At 73.5% G+C, this 14,087-nt stretch carries 11 protein-coding genes; all 11 read right to left on the bottom strand.

The window, feature by feature from the left end; genetic code table 11:
- Nucleotides 1–144: 144 nt before the first annotated feature.
- A complete protein-coding gene (locus tag IF06_RS0112295; protein ID WP_030271055.1) occupies nt 145–2,184 on the bottom strand; it encodes a primosomal protein N' in 2,040 nt (679 codons plus the stop codon).
- Nucleotides 2,185–2,243: 59 nt separating this feature from the next.
- Nucleotides 2,244–3,449 carry a methionine adenosyltransferase gene (metK, locus tag IF06_RS0112290; RefSeq protein ID WP_030271053.1) on the bottom strand — a complete coding sequence of 402 codons (1,206 nt, stop codon included), beginning with the start codon at nt 3,447–3,449 and terminating at the stop codon, nt 2,244–2,246.
- A gap of 82 nt (nt 3,450–3,531) precedes the next feature.
- Nucleotides 3,532–4,740, bottom strand: a complete 1,209-nt coding sequence (coaBC, locus tag IF06_RS0112285) for a bifunctional phosphopantothenoylcysteine decarboxylase/phosphopantothenate--cysteine ligase CoaBC (RefSeq protein WP_030271051.1) — start codon at nt 4,738–4,740, stop codon at nt 3,532–3,534.
- A 14-nt stretch (nt 4,741–4,754) separates the two neighbouring features.
- A complete protein-coding gene (gene rpoZ / locus IF06_RS0112280; protein ID WP_013285517.1) occupies nt 4,755–5,021 on the bottom strand; it encodes a DNA-directed RNA polymerase subunit omega in 267 nt (88 codons plus the stop codon).
- Between the two features lie 3 nt (nt 5,022–5,024).
- Nucleotides 5,025–5,576, bottom strand: a complete 552-nt coding sequence (locus IF06_RS0112275; protein WP_030271049.1) for a guanylate kinase — start codon at nt 5,574–5,576, stop codon at nt 5,025–5,027.
- A gap of 25 nt (nt 5,577–5,601) precedes the next feature.
- Nucleotides 5,602–5,919 (bottom strand): integration host factor, actinobacterial type, encoded by a 318-nt coding sequence (gene mihF, locus IF06_RS0112270; protein ID WP_013285515.1) that lies wholly within the window; start codon nt 5,917–5,919, stop codon nt 5,602–5,604.
- 175 nt (nt 5,920–6,094) lie between these two features.
- Nucleotides 6,095–6,934, bottom strand: a complete 840-nt coding sequence (pyrF, locus tag IF06_RS0112265; RefSeq protein ID WP_030271048.1) for an orotidine-5'-phosphate decarboxylase — start codon at nt 6,932–6,934, stop codon at nt 6,095–6,097.
- An 85-nt stretch (nt 6,935–7,019) separates the two neighbouring features.
- The gene (locus tag IF06_RS0112260; protein WP_030271046.1) at nt 7,020–8,294 is read right to left on the bottom strand and encodes an adenosylmethionine--8-amino-7-oxononanoate transaminase; all 1,275 of its coding nucleotides are present in this window, start codon (nt 8,292–8,294) and stop codon (nt 7,020–7,022) included.
- 102 nt (nt 8,295–8,396) lie between these two features.
- On the bottom strand, nt 8,397–9,404 hold the full coding sequence (locus IF06_RS0112255; protein ID WP_013285512.1) for a quinone-dependent dihydroorotate dehydrogenase: 1,008 nt from the start codon (nt 9,402–9,404) through the stop codon (nt 8,397–8,399).
- A 130-nt stretch (nt 9,405–9,534) separates the two neighbouring features.
- Nucleotides 9,535–12,882, bottom strand: a complete 3,348-nt coding sequence (gene carB / locus IF06_RS0112245) for a carbamoyl-phosphate synthase large subunit (RefSeq protein ID WP_030271044.1) — start codon at nt 12,880–12,882, stop codon at nt 9,535–9,537.
- The gene (gene carA / locus IF06_RS0112240) at nt 12,875–14,047 is read right to left on the bottom strand and encodes a glutamine-hydrolyzing carbamoyl-phosphate synthase small subunit (RefSeq protein WP_030271042.1); all 1,173 of its coding nucleotides are present in this window, start codon (nt 14,045–14,047) and stop codon (nt 12,875–12,877) included. The genes carB and carA overlap by 8 nt, the downstream gene beginning before the upstream one ends.
- Nucleotides 14,048–14,087 lie beyond the last annotated feature (40 nt).

Genomic DNA, 14,087 nt, shown 5'->3' with positions numbered 1-14,087 from the left:
CCGCGCGGGAAAACCGCACGGCTGGGCATGACGGGCGATGCTATCACCGCCCGCTACTCGATTGCCGGACCAGGTGTGCGGCAAACCCCAGGTCACGACCGTGCGCGAGGGTCCGCGTGCGCACTGTCACGCGATCGCGTCCGATCAGAACAGGGTGAGCGGATCGACCTGGAGCCGTACCGGGTCGGCCGCCTTGCGGGCGCTGCGCTGCCCGGCGGCGGCGTGCAGCGCCTCGGCCATCGCGGCGGCCCGGGACCGGGGCACGCGTACCAGCATCCGCTCCCGGCCCTCGTCGGCCGGCACCGGGCCGAGCACCTCGGCGTCGCCCGGCAGCCGGGCGCCGGCGAGCAGGTCGGCCACCGCCTCGGCCGCGCCGGTGACGCTCGCCATCCGGACCGCCGGCGGGAAGCCCAGCTCGCGCCGCTCGGCCAGTTCCCGGGCCGCGAACCAGGCGGAGTCCCACCGCAGCAGCGCCTGCACCGGGGCCAGCGCGCCGTCCGCGACCACCACCACCCGGCCACCTGCCGTACCGGGCCGGGCCAGCGCGGCGGCGGCCATCCAGCGCCGCAGCGCCTCCTCGCCGGCCCGCAGGTCGGCCCGGGTCAGCAGCGCCCACGAGTCGAGCAGCAGCACCGCGCCGTACCCGCCCTCCGCGACCGGCTCCGCGCCCGGGGTGGCGATCACCAGCCCGGCGCCGCCCGGCACCGTCGCCAGCACCTCCTCCCGCCCCGAGGTCCGCACCGGCACGCCGGGGAACGCCCGGCCCAGCTCCTCGGCGGTCCGCCGGGCACCGGTCACCGAGGCGCGCAGCCGCCGCCCGCCGCACTCCGGGCAGGCGTACGCGGCGGCCACCCGCCCGCACCAGCGGCAGGCGGGCGTGCCCTGCGCCGACGGCAGCGCGAGCGGCCCGGCGCAGTGCGGGCAGCGGGCCGGGGCGCGGCAGTCGGCACAGGCCACCGACGGCACGTAACCCCGGCGCGGCACCTGCACCAGCACCGGCAGGTCCGCGCGCAGCGCGTCCCGGGCGGTGGTCCAGGCCAGGCTCGGCAGCCGTGCCGAGGCCGCGCCGGGATCGCGGGCCAGTTGCGGGTCGTCGCCGGTGGGCGCCAGGGCCGGGGTACGCGCGCGCACCACCGCCCGGTCGGCCACCACCTCGCGCGCCCAGCCGGTCTCCACCAGCAACTGCGCCTCGGCGGTACGGGCGTAGCCGCCGACCACCGCGGCGATGTCGCCGAGCTGCGCCCGGGTCAGCAGCACGTCCCGGGCGTGCGGGTAGGGCGCCCGCGGTTCGCCGTGCAGGTCGTCGCCGTCGTCCCAGATCGCCACCAGGCCGAGCCGCCGCACCGGGGCGAACATCGCCGCCCGGGTGCCGATCACCACGTCCACCCCGCCCGTCCGGGCGGTGAGGAAGGCCCGGTAGCGGCGGGCCGGACCGTCGGCGGCGGCGAGCCGGACGTGGCGTCCCGCGCCGAGCACCGCGGTCAGGGCGGCGTCGAGCCGGTCCAGGTCACGGGCGTCGGCCACCACGACCACGGCACCACGGCCACCGGCCACCGTGGCGGCGACCGCGTCGGCGTACCGGTCGGCCCAGTCCTCCCCCGGCAACGCCGACCAGACCGCGCGGGCGGGCCGGCCGTCGGTGAGCGCGCGCAGCAGCGCCGGCCCGGCCGGGTAGTCCCGCCAGCCGCGCGGATCCACCTCCGCCCGGCCACCCGGCCGGGCCCCCGCGTCGGCGGCCTCGGACGGTACGCCCCCGGGCGCGGTGCCGTCGGCGGGGCTGCCGTCAGGTTCGGTGCCGTCGGTGGGGCTGCCGTCAGGTTCGGTGCCGTCGGGCGCGGGCTCGTCGGTGGGTGGCGTGTCCGTCGTGACGGCCTTCTCGGCGCGGGCGTGCCGGGGCGGCACCGCCAGCCGGAGCACGTCGGCGAGGCTGCCGGCGTACCTGTCGGCGACCGCGCGGGCCAGCCGGGCCACCTCCGGGGACAGCACCGGCACCGGGGAGACGACCTTCTCCAGGTACGCCAGCTTGGGGTGCTCGGACGACTCGGCGCGCTCCAGCAGCCAGCCGTCGACGAGTTGCCCGGCGAACCGCACCTTCACCCGCACCCCGGGCCGGGCGTCGGCGTCGAGCGCCTCCGGCACCAGGTAGTCGAAGGGACGGTCGAGGTGGGGCAGCGGCACGTCCACGCAGACGCGCGCGACCGGCGACCCCTGCGCGGGTCGCCGGTCGCGGCGCGTGGTGGCGGTCAGGCTCCCGCGGCCGACTTGAGGTCGGCGGCCCGGTCGGTGCCCTCCCAGGTCAGCTCCGGCAGCTCCCGGCCGAAGTGGCCGTACGCGGCGGTCTGCTGGTAGATCGGGCGCAGCAGGTGCAGGTCCCGGATGATGGCGGCCGGACGCAGGTCGAACACCTCGGCCACGGCCTTCTCGATCGAGGCGACCGGCACGGTCTCGGTGCCGAACGTCTCGATGAACAGGCTCACCGGGTGCGCCTTGCCGATCGCGTACGCGACCTGCGCCTCGCACCGCTCGGCCAGCCCGGCGGCCACAACGTTCTTGGCCACCCAGCGCATCGCGTACGCGGCCGACCGGTCGACCTTCGACGGGTCCTTGCCGGAGAACGCGCCGCCACCGTGCCGGGCGTACCCGCCGTACGTGTCCACGATGATCTTCCGGCCGGTCAGGCCGGCGTCACCCATCGGGCCGCCGATCTCGAACCGCCCGGTCGGGTTGACCAGCAGCCGGTAGCCCTCGGTCTCCAGGCCGAGGCCCTCCAGCTCCGGGGCGATGACGTGGTCCCGGATGTCCGGGGTGAGCAGCGACTCCAGCGAGATGTCCGCCGCGTGCTGGCTGGACACGACGACGGTGTCGAGCCGGACCGGGCGCAGCCCGTCGTACTCGATGGTGACCTGCGTCTTGCCGTCCGGCCGCAGGTACGGGATCGTGCCGTCCTTGCGGACCGCGGCGAGCCGCCGGGCCAGCCGGTGCGCCAGCGCGATCGGCAGCGGCATCAGCTCGGGCGTCTCGGAGCAGGCGAAGCCGAACATCATGCCCTGGTCGCCGGCACCTTGCGCGTCCAGCGCGCTCTCCGACCCACCGGTACGCAGCTCGAAGGCGTTGTCGACGCCCTGGGCGATGTCCGGCGACTGGGCGCCGATGGACACGCTGACGCCGCAGGAAGCGCCGTCGAAGCCCTTCTTCGACGAGTCGTAGCCGATGCCGAGGATGGTCTCGCGGACGATGGTGGGGATGTCGGCGTACGCCTTGGTGGTCACCTCGCCGGCCACGTGCACCTGACCGGTGGTGATCAACGTCTCCACCGCGACCCGGCTGTGCGGGTCCTGGGCGAGCAGCGCGTCGAGAATGCCGTCACTGATCTGGTCGGCGATCTTGTCCGGGTGGCCCTCCGTGACCGATTCGGACGTGAAGAGACGTGTCACGGCACTCCTAAGCATGTGAAGACTTTTAAAGGTCGCTCGGCGGCAGTTTAGTCATCATCGTTCCGCCGCGACGCGATGAACGCGGGTCGACCAACCGTCAGGAACGCGACGGCAGCCGCGGACAGACGAGGTCCCAGACGGCGTCGGCCAGGGCCTCCTTGGGCTGCTCGGGCAGCCGGTGCACGGCGCCGTCGGCGCCGATCACGGTGGCCGCGTTGGTGTCGGCGCCGAAGACCTTGTCCACGCCGACCTCGTTGACCACGATCATGTCGGCCCCCTTGCGGGCCAGCTTGGCCCGGCCGTTGGCCTCCGCGGCGTCGGTCTCCGCGGCGAAGATCACCAGCACCTGCCCGGGCCGGCGACGCCGCCCCAGCTCGACGGCGATGTCCGGGTTGGTGACCAGCTCGATGGTCGGCGCGACACCGTCGTCGGACTTCTTGATCTTCCCGGTGGCGTAGCTGGCCGGCCGGAAGTCGGCGGGCGCGGCGGCCATCACCACGGCGTCCGCGTCGGCGGCCGCCGCCAGCGTGGCGTCGCGCAGCTCCTCGGTGGTGCCCACCCGGACCAGGTCCGCCCCGGCCGGGTCGGGCAGCGCCACGTTGGCCGCGACGAGCGTGACCCGGGCGCCCCGGGCCACGGCGGCGCGGGCGAACGCGTACCCCTGCTTGCCGGACGACCGGTTGCCCAGGAACCGGACCGGGTCCAGCGGCTCGCGGGTGCCCCCGGCGGTGACCACCACGTGCCGGCCGGCCAGATCGGCCTCGGCCTCGACGCCGCGGGCCAGGGCCCGGCGGGCCACCGCGAAGATCTCCGCCGGGTCGGGCAGGCGGCCCTTGCCGGTGTCCCGCCCGGTGAGCCGGCCCACGGCCGGCTCGATCACGCGGACGCCCCGCGAGCGCAGCGTGGCCACGTTCGCGACGGTCGCCGGGTGCTCCCACATCTCGGTGTGCATGGCCGGGGCCAGCAGCACCGGGCAGCGGGCGGTCAGCAGCGTGTTGGTGAGCAGGTCGTCGGCGAGCCCGTGGGCGGCCTTGGCGAGCAGGTCGGCAGTGGCCGGGGCGACCACGACCAGGTCGGCGTGCTGCCCGAGCCGCACGTGCGGCACCTCGTGCACGTCGGACCAGACGTCGTCGGCGACCGGCCGGCCGGACAGGGCCGCCCAGGTCGGCGCCCCGACGAAGCGGAGCGCCGAGGCGGTCGGCACCACCCGGACCCGGTGACCCGACTCGGTGAAGAGCCGGAGCAGCTCACACGCCTTGTAGGCGGCGATGCCGCCGCCGACCCCGAGGACGATCTCGGCGGGCATCGGCGCTGGCGGGGTTACGGCTGGTCGGTCGGCTCGGCGGTGAGCAGGCCCGCGTTGATCTCGCGCATGGCGATGGAGAGCGGCTTCTCCTGCGGGGTGGTCTCCACCAGCGGGCCGACGTACTCCAGGAGGCCCTCACCGAGCTGGCTGTAGTAGGCGTTGACCTGACGGGCGCGCTTGGCGGCGAAGATGACCAGCGCGTACTTCGAGGTGGTCTTCTCGAGCAGCTCGTCGATCGGCGGGTTGGTGATGCCCTCGGGGTTGGTGGCGATGGATCCCACGAATTAAACCTCTGCGTCTCGTGCGCCGCCCGCGGGCGGTCGGGCCGGAGCCAGGAAGGACGAACCGAGCAATCCTACCAGCTCCGCCGCGGCGCGCTCGGTGTGGTCGTGTGCCACGGCATGGGCGAAGAGGGCCGCGACGTCCGGGTCGGCCCGGTACGCCGGGGGCGCGAGCAGCACCAGCCGGGCGCCGGGCGCCGCCACCCGTACCGCCAGCGCGCCGGCCAGGTCCAGCGGCAGCAGCACCGGCCGTCCCTCCGCGAGCCGCGCCCGCACCTCGGCCCGGGGCACCCCCCGGCGGTACGGCCCGATCCGGCACCACTCCAGCAGCTCTCCGGCGGCGATCAGCCGGTCGAAGCCGGGCGCGTCGAGGAAGACGCGGTCGACGCCGTCACGCTCGTCCGGACGGGGTGGGCGGGTGGTGGCGACCACCGGCACGCAGACAGACGCAAGGCGCGCCCGGACCGCCTCGACGACACTGCTCCGGCCGGCCCCGGAGGGACCGGACAGGACAGTGAGCCGAGCCGCCGAGCGCGCCTCGTCATCCGTGCTCACCGCTTGTTTCTACACGGCGGGCCGTTCAGTTGGCGGCGAACTCTCCGAGCAGAGCCTTGCGCTGCTGCTCGCCGAGGCCGCGCAGGCGACGGCTGTCCGCGATCTTGAGCTTCTCCATGATCTGGGTGGCCCGGATCTTGCCGATGCCCGGCATCGCCTGGAGCACGGCCGAAACCTTCAGCTTGCCCACGACGTCGTCGGACTCGGCCCGCTCGAGGACGGTGGCGAGGGTGGTCTTGCCCTGCTTGAGCTGCTCCTTCAGCTCAGCGCGGGCCTTGCGGATCTCCGCGGCCTTCTCCAGCGCGGCAGCGCGCTGCTCGGGGGTCAGTGACGGGAGCGGCACCAGTTCTCCTCAGGTCCCTAGTACGGCGGGCTGAGCGCCCCACCGCATCTGTGAAACGTGGTGTCGCTGGCAACCAAAGGGGTCCGTGGTTCCCAGCGCGGGGAAAACTAGCGGTCAACGGAGATTTCGGCAACGTGGACGCGCGATGATCAACCCAAAGTGACCGAGCCGTCAGTCAGTCCGCCGTGCCCAGGGCGGCCCGGCAGTCGGCCAGCACCCGCTCGGTGGCGGCCCGCAGGCCGGCCGGGTCGGGGCCCGCGCCGAGCACCTCCCGGGAGTACGACGGCAGCACCCACGGCAGCGCGGCGCCGAACACGGTACGCAACCCGGCGGGTGTTCCGCCCTGCGCGCCCAGCCCCGGCGCGAGCAGCGGACCGTTGACCGAGTCCAGATCGTGACCCGTCTCACCGACTGTCGCGCCGACCACCAGACCGAAGCTGCCGAGTGGCTCCGCACCGCGGTTGAGCTGGGAAATCTCGTCGATCACGGTCTGCGCGACGGTGCGCCCGCCGGCGCCCACGGCGCGCTGCACGGAGGCACCCTCCGGGTTGGAGGTGAGCGCCAGGACGAAGACCCCGCCACCGTGCTCGGCGGCGGTGGAGAACATCGGGGCGAGCGAACCTACTCCCAGGTAGGGGCTCGCGGTGACCGCGTCGACATACAGAGGGCTGGATGGATCGAGGTACGCCGAGGCGTACGCGGCGACGGTAGAGCCGATGTCACCTCGCTTGACGTCGAGCAGAGTGAGCGCTCCCAAATCTCGCAACTGTCGGATAGTTGACTCAAGCACGCCGACGCCCCGGGCGCCGAAGCGCTCGAAGAACGCCGACTGCGGCTTGACCACGGCGACCCGGTCACCGATCGCCTCCACCACGGTGGCGCAGAACCGCTCCAGGCCCGCCACGTCGTCGGACAGGCCCCACGCGGTCAGCAACCCGGGGTGCGGGTCGATCCCCACGCAGAGCGGCCCTCGTTCCGCCACGGCCCGGTGCAGACGGGCGCCGAACGTCTCCATGCGTCTCTCCCTCTCCCGGCGGCTCCGGGCCGCCTGGCGTGTCCGGCGACGGGCCTCCCGTCGCGCCCTGTCGAACCGGCCGGGCTCAGCCGGCCTTGACCGCCGCGGCCACTCCGGCCGCGATCCGCGCCACGTCCGCGGCGTCGCAGACGTACGGCGGCATCGTGTAGACGAGATCCCGGAACGGGCGCAGCCACACCCCCTCGGCCACCGCGGCGGCGGTCGCCCGGGGCAGGTCCACCTCGTGGTCGAGCTGCACCACCCCGATCGCGCCGAGCACGCGTACGTCGGCCACACCGGGCGCGTCCCGCAACGGCGCCAGGCCGGCCCGCAGGCCGTCGGCGATGCCCGTCACCCGTCCCGCCCAGTCCCCGGCCCGCAGGAGGTCCAGGGAGGCGTTGGCGACGGCGCAGGCGAGCGGGTTGCCCATGAACGTCGGCCCGTGCGCCAGCACCCCGTCGGCGGAGATGGCCCGCGCCACCTCGGGCGTGCACAGCGCCGCGGCGAGCGTCAGGTACCCGCCGGTGAGCGCCTTGCCGACGCAGAGCACGTCCGGGGTGACGCCGGCGTGCTCGGCGGCGAACATCCGGCCGGTCCGGCCGAAGCCGGTGGCGATCTCGTCGAACACCAGCAGGATGCCGTGCCGCCGGGTCACCTCGCGCAGCACGCGCAGATAGTGCGGGTGGTGGAACCGCATCCCGCCGGCGCCCTGGACGACCGGCTCGACGATCACCGCGGCCAGTTCGCCGGCGTGCCGCTCCACCGCCTCCACCAGCACCGCCTCGTACGCCGGGTCCGGCGCCGCGTCGAAGCCTGGCGGCGGCACCGGCGCGAACACCTGCCGGGGCAGCACGTCGCCCCAGAGGTGGTGCATGCCACCCTCCGGGTCGCAGACGCTCATCGGGTGGAACGTGTCGCCGTGGTAGCCGCCCCGCCAGGTGCCCAGCCGGCGTCGCTGCGGGCGTCCCAGCGCCCGCTGGTACTGCAGGCACATCTTCACCGCCACCTCGACGCTGACCGAGCCGGAGTCGGCCAGGAAGACGTGTTCCAGGCCGTCCGGGGTCAGCTCGACGAGCGTGCGCGCCAGGCGTACGGCGGGCTCGTGGGTGAGCCCGCCGAACATGACGTGACTCATCCGCCCGAGCTGGTCGGTCACCGCGGCGTCGAGCACCGGGTGCCGGTAGCCGTGGATCGCCGCCCACCACGACGACATCCCGTCGACCAGCTCCCGCCCGTCCGCGAGCCGCAGCCGCACCCCCGCGGCGCTGTCGACCACGTAGGGCGCGCCGGCGCCGGGCATCGGGGCGTACGGGTGCCACACGTGCCGCCGGTCGGCTTCCAGGATCTCCTCGGGCGTCACGTCTCCTCCTTCGGCCCTCTCCCCCGCGATCTTGCAGTTGCCGCCCCGGCAGCGCCCGGAATGGGGCGGTGTGCCGGGGCCGGAACTGCAAGATCGCGCGGGTCAGGTTCGGGTTGTGATGGCTCGGGTGAGGGCGGGGCCCCGGTAGATGAAGCCGGTGTAGAGCTGGAGCAGGGAGGCGCCGGCGTCGAACATGCGTGTGGCGTCGTCGGGGTGCAGGATGCCGCCCACGCCGATCACCGGCAGCCGGCCGCCTGTCTCCCGGTGCACGAAGGCGACCATCTCCCGGGCCCGGGCGGTCAGCGGCCGGCCGGACAGCCCGCCGGCCTCGGCGGCGCGCTCCCGGTCGGCCGGGGCGAGCCCGTCCCGGGCGAGTGTGGTGTTGGTGGCGATGACCCCGGCCGCGCCCCGGTCGAGGCACACCTCCAGCAGCTCGGCCACGGCCGGCTCGGTCAGGTCCGGGGCGATCTTCACCAGCACCGGCTTCTCCCCCACCAGCGCGGCGAGCAACGCGTCCAGATGGGACCGGTCCTGAAGCGACCGCAGCCCGGGGGTGTTCGGTGAGGACACGTTCACCGCGAAGTAGTCGCCGTGATCCTTGAGCGCCCGGTACGAGGCGAGGTAGTCCTCGACCGCCTCGTCCAGCGGGGTCACCTTGGACTTGCCGAGCGAGATGCCCAGCGGCACGCCGAGCGGGCGCGGCAACGCGGCCAGCCGGTCCGCCAGCGCCTCGGCACCGGCGTTGTTGAAGCCCATCCGGTTGATCACGGCTTCGCTGTCGCGCAGCCGGAACAGCCGGGGCCGGGGGTTGCCCGGCTGGGCGTGCGCGGTCACGGTGCCGACCTCGACGAAGCCGAAGCCCAGTGCCGGCCAGGCCGGCAGCGCGAGTCCGTTCTTGTCCATCCCGGCCGCCAGCCCGACCGGGTTGGGGAAGCGCACCCCGAACACGGTGCGCGGCGCCGACCGGAAGTACGCCGCCCGCAGCGCGGCGAGGACCGCCGGCTGCCGGGACACCGCGGCCAGCCGCGCCAGCGTCCACTCGTGCGCCCCCTCCGCGTCCCCGCCCGCGAGCGAGAACAGCCGGGGCCGCACCACCTTCTCGAAGATCACGCCCCGGCCCCCCGCCCGGCTCCCCCGGCCCGCCCGGCCCGCCCGGTTTCCCCGTCGATCATGAGGTTGACGGCGATGTGGATCTCCAAATCCGCCGCCAACCTCATGATCGGCGTGTTGAGGCGCGGGGTCACTCGCCCGCCCGGAGGGCGGCGTGGAGATCCTGCAGCGGGCGGACCCTCAGGTCGCCCCGGATGCGGGCCTCGATGCCCATGACGGCGGCTGCGGCGCCGGGAACGGTGGTGACGCACGGGATGTCCACGCTCACCGCCGCGCTGCGGATCTCGTACCCGTCGGAACGGGCGCTCGCCCCGGAACCCTGTGGCGTGTTCACCACCAGCGCCACGTCCCCGCCGAGGATCAGCGAGACCGCGTCCGCGCCCTCACCCGACTCATAGTGCTTGCGGATCTGCTCGCAGGCGATGCCGTGCCGGCGCAGCACCTCGGCCGTGCCGGTGGTGGCCACGATCTCGAAGCCCAGGTCGGCCAGGCGCTTGATCGGGAAGATCATGCCGCGCTTGTCCCGGTTGGCGACCGAGACGAAGATCTTCCCGGCGGTCGGCAGTGACCCGTACGCGGCGGCCTGCGACTTGGCGAACGCCTGGCCGAAGCCGGTGTCGATGCCCATCACCTCGCCGGTGGACTTCATCTCCGGGCCGAGCAGCACGTCGATGCCCTTGCCGGACGGGGTGCGGAACCGCTTGAACGGCAGCACCGCCTCCTTGACCGCGATCGGCGCGTCGGCCGGCATGGTGCCGCCGTCGCCGGTGGGCGGCAGCATCCCCTCGGCGCGCAGCTGCGCGACGGTGGCGCCGAGCGCGATCCGGGCCGCCGCCTTCGCCAGCGGCACCGCAGTGGCCTTCGAGACGAACGGTACCGTCCGGGAGGCGCGCGGATTGGCCTCCAGCACGTAGAGCATGTCGCCCTGCAGCGCGTACTGGACGTTGAGCAGGCCGCGCACCCCGACGCCGCGGGCGATCTGCTCGGTGTAGTGCCGCACCTGGGCCAGGTGCGAGCCGGCCAGGGTGATCGGCGGCAGCGCGCAGGACGAATCGCCGGAGTGGATGCCGGCCTCCTCGATGTGCTCCATCACGCCGCCCAGGTAGACGTCGCCGTCGGCGTCCACGAGCGCGTCCACGTCGATCTCGATGGCGTCGTCCAGGAACCGGTCCACCAGCACCGGCCGGTCCGGCGAGATGGCGGTGGCCCGGCCGATGTAGTCGCGCAGCGTGGCGTCGTCGTACACGATCTCCATGCCGCGCCCGCCGAGCACGTACGAGGGGCGGACCAGCACCGGGTACCCGATCTCGTCGGCGATCGCCTTCGCCTCGTCGTACGAGGTGGCCATGCCGTGCGCGGGCGCGCGCAGCCCGGCCCGGGCCAGCACCGCGCCGAACGCGCCGCGCTCCTCGGCCAGGTGGATCGACTCCGGGGAGGTGCCGACGATCGGCACCCCGGCGTTCTTGAGCCGCTGCGCCAGGCCCAGCGGGGTCTGCCCGCCGAGCTGCACGATCACCCCGATGACGCCGGGGCCGCCCGCCTCCTTGCCGGAGGAGTCCTCGGCGTGCCAGACCTCCAGCACGTCCTCGAACGTCAGCGGCTCGAAGTAGAGCCGGTCGGCGGTGTCGTAGTCGGTGGAGACGGTCTCCGGGTTGCAGTTGACCATGACGGTCTCGTAGTCCACGTCCCGCAACGCCTGGACCGCGTGCACGCACGAGTAGTCGAACTCGATGCCCTGCCCGATCCGGTTCGGCCCGGAGCCCAGGATGAGCACCTTGGGCCGGGCCGAGGGCGCCACCTCGGTCTCCGAGTCGTATGTCGAGTAGTGATACGGCGTGGTCGCCTCGAACTCGGCCGCGCAGGTGTCCACCGTCTTGTAGACCGGCCGGACGCCGAGCCGGTGCCGCAGGGTCCGGACGCCGTCCTCGGCGGCCAGCTCGGGACGCAGCGCGGCGAGCTGCCGGTCGGACAGGCCGGCCCGCTTGGCCCGGCGCAGCAGGGCGGCGTCGAGCACCGGCGCGTCCACGATCTCGGCGCGCAGCTCGACCAGCGAGGCGATCTGGTCCAGGAACCACGGGTCCATGCCGCCGGACGCCTCGGACACCTCGGCGATCGACGCGCCGAGGCGCAGCGCCCGCTCGACCGTGTAGAGCCGGCCGTCGTGCGGCGTGCGCAGCGCCGCGAGGGTGTTCTCCCGGGTCGCGTCCTGAGGGTCGGGGACGGTCCAGAAACCGGATGATTTGGTTTCCATCGAGCGCATCGCCTTGTTCAGCGCCTCGGTGAAGTTGCGGCCCAGGCTCATCGCCTCGCCCACCGACTTCATCGTGGTGGTCAGCTCCGGGTCGGCGCCGGGGAACTTCTCGAACGCGAACCGGGGGATCTTCACCACCACGTAGTCGAGCGTCGGCTCGAACGCCGCGGGCGTCTTCAGCGTGATGTCGTTCGGGATCTCGTCGAGCGTGTAGCCGATGGCGAGCTTCGCGGCGATCTTCGCGATCGGGAAGCCGGTGGCCTTCGACGCCAGCGCCGAGGAGCGCGACACCCGCGGATTCATCTCGATCACGACGATCCGGCCGTCGGCCGGGTTCACCGCGAACTGGATGTTGCAGCCGCCGGTGTCCACACCGACCTCGCGCAGCACCGCGATGCCGAGGTCACGCAGCCGCTGGTACTCCCGGTCGGTGAGCGTCATCGACGGCGCGACTGTGACGCTGTCACCGGTGTGCACGCCCATCGGGTCGACGTTCTCGATCGAGCAGACCACCACCACGTTGTCGTGGCGGTCGCGCATCAGTTCGAGCTCGTACTCCTTCCAGCCGAGCACGCTCTCCTCGATGAGCACCTCGTGCACCGGGCTGGCCGCCAGGCCGGTGCCGGCGATACGCTCCAGGTCCTCGTCGGTGTGCGCCATGCCGGAACCGAGGCCGCCCATGGTGAACGACGGCCGGATGACCACCGGCAGGCCCAGCTCGGCGACCGTCTCGCGGACCTCGTCCATCGAGTGGCAGACCCGCGAGCGCGGCACCAGCGCGGACGGATCGTCCAGGCCCAGCCGTACGCCGGCCTTCGCGACGATCTCCTTGAACAGCTGCCGGTCCTCGCCCCGGTTGATCGCCTCGATGTTCGCGCCGATTAGCTCGACGCCGTACTTCTCCAGCACGCCCGCCTCGTGCAGCGCGACAGCGGTGTTCAGCGCGGTCTGCCCGCCGAGCGTCGGCAGCAGCGCGTCCGGGCGCTCCTTGGCGATGACCAGCTCGACGAACTCCGGGGTGATCGGCTCGACGTACGTGGCGTCGGCGAACTCCGGATCCGTCATGATCGTCGCCGGGTTGGAGTTGACCAGGCTGACCCGGATCCCCTCGCTGCGCAGCACGCGGCAGGCCTGGGTGCCGGAGTAGTCGAACTCGCAGGCCTGTCCGATCACGATCGGCCCGGAGCCGATCACCAGGACGTGCTTGAGGTCGGTCCGCTTAGGCATTCTTTCCGCCTTCACTGTGGTTCCGGTCGAAGCCACGGCCTTCGATCAACTCGGCGAAACGGTCGAAGAGATAGTCCGCGTCGTGCGGGCCGGCCGCCGCCTCCGGGTGGTACTGGACGGTGAAGGCGGGCACGTCCACGGCCCGCAGCCCCTCGACCACGTTGTCATTGAGGCAGACGTGTGACACCTGGACACCGCCGAACTCGGTCTGGATCACCTGATCCGGCACCACGGCGCCGTCCCCGGCGCCCGGCACCTGCACCGCGAAGCCGTGGTTGTGGCTGGTCACCTCGACCTTGCCGGTGGCCCGGTCGAGCACCGGCTGGTTGATGCCGCGGTGGCCGTACCCCAGCTTGTAGGTGCCGAAGCCGAGCGCCCGGCCGAGGATCTGGCTGCCGAAGCAGATCCCGAACAGCGGGATCCGCCGGGTCAGCACCTCCCGGGCCAGCGCCACCGGGCCGTCGGCGGTCGCCGGGTCGCCCGGGCCGGGCGAGAAGAAGACCGCGTCCGCGCCGGTGGCGAGCAGGTCCTCGATCGTCGACCCGGCGGGCAGCACGTGGGTGGTGACGCCGCGGGCGGCGAGCCGGCGCGGCACGTTGCGCTTGATGCCCAGGTCCACAGCCGCCACCGTGAACCGGTGCTCGCCCTGCGCCTCGACGACGTACGGCTTGGCGGTGGTCACCTCGTCGGACAGGTTCGCGCCGACCATCTGCGGCGAGCGGCGGACCCGCTCCAGCAGGGCGGCCGGGTCGTCCTCGACGCTGGAGATGCCGACCCGCATCGCGCCGCGCTCGCGCAGGTGCCGGGTCAGCGCCCGGGTGTCCACGCCGCTGATGCCGACGACGCCCTCGGCGGCGAGCCGGTCCTCCAGGCCGCCGCCGGCCCGCCAGTTGGAGCTGATCCGGGCCGGGTCGCGCACCACGTACCCGGCCACCCAGATCCGGTCGGACTCGTCGTCCTCGCTGTTGACGCCGGTGTTGCCGATGTGCGGCGCGGTCTGCACCACCACCTGCCGGTGGTACGAGGGGTCGGTGAGCGTCTCCTGGTAGCCGGTCATGCCGGTGTTGAAGACGGCCTCGCCGAAGGTCTCCCCGACGCTGCCGTACGCCTCGCCGTGGAACGTGCGCCCGTCCTCCAGGACGAGGATCGCCGATCTACGCTTCACCATTACCGGGCCCGCCTTTCGTTCGCGACTGCGGGACTCC

Origin of the sequence: Micromonospora globosa, assembly GCF_000717585.1 — a bacterium.
GTDB lineage: Bacteria > Actinomycetota > Actinomycetes > Mycobacteriales > Micromonosporaceae > Micromonospora > Micromonospora aurantiaca.
Note: the sequence above shows the minus strand (reverse complement) of the source record. Positions and strands in the feature narration are given on the sequence as shown.

Bases quoted from the DNA above. Each gene is read 5' to 3' on its own strand.
- metK (WP_030271053.1), bottom strand. From the start codon at position 3,449: ATGCTTAGGAGTGCCGTGACACGTCTCTTCACGTCCGAATCGGTCACG.
- coaBC (WP_030271051.1), bottom strand. From the start codon at position 4,740: ATGCCCGCCGAGATCGTCCTCGGGGTCGGCGGCGGCATCGCCGCCTAC.
- pyrF (WP_030271048.1), bottom strand. From the start codon at position 6,934: ATGGAGACGTTCGGCGCCCGTCTGCACCGGGCCGTGGCGGAACGAGGG.
- carB (WP_030271044.1), bottom strand. From the start codon at position 12,882: ATGCCTAAGCGGACCGACCTCAAGCACGTCCTGGTGATCGGCTCCGGG.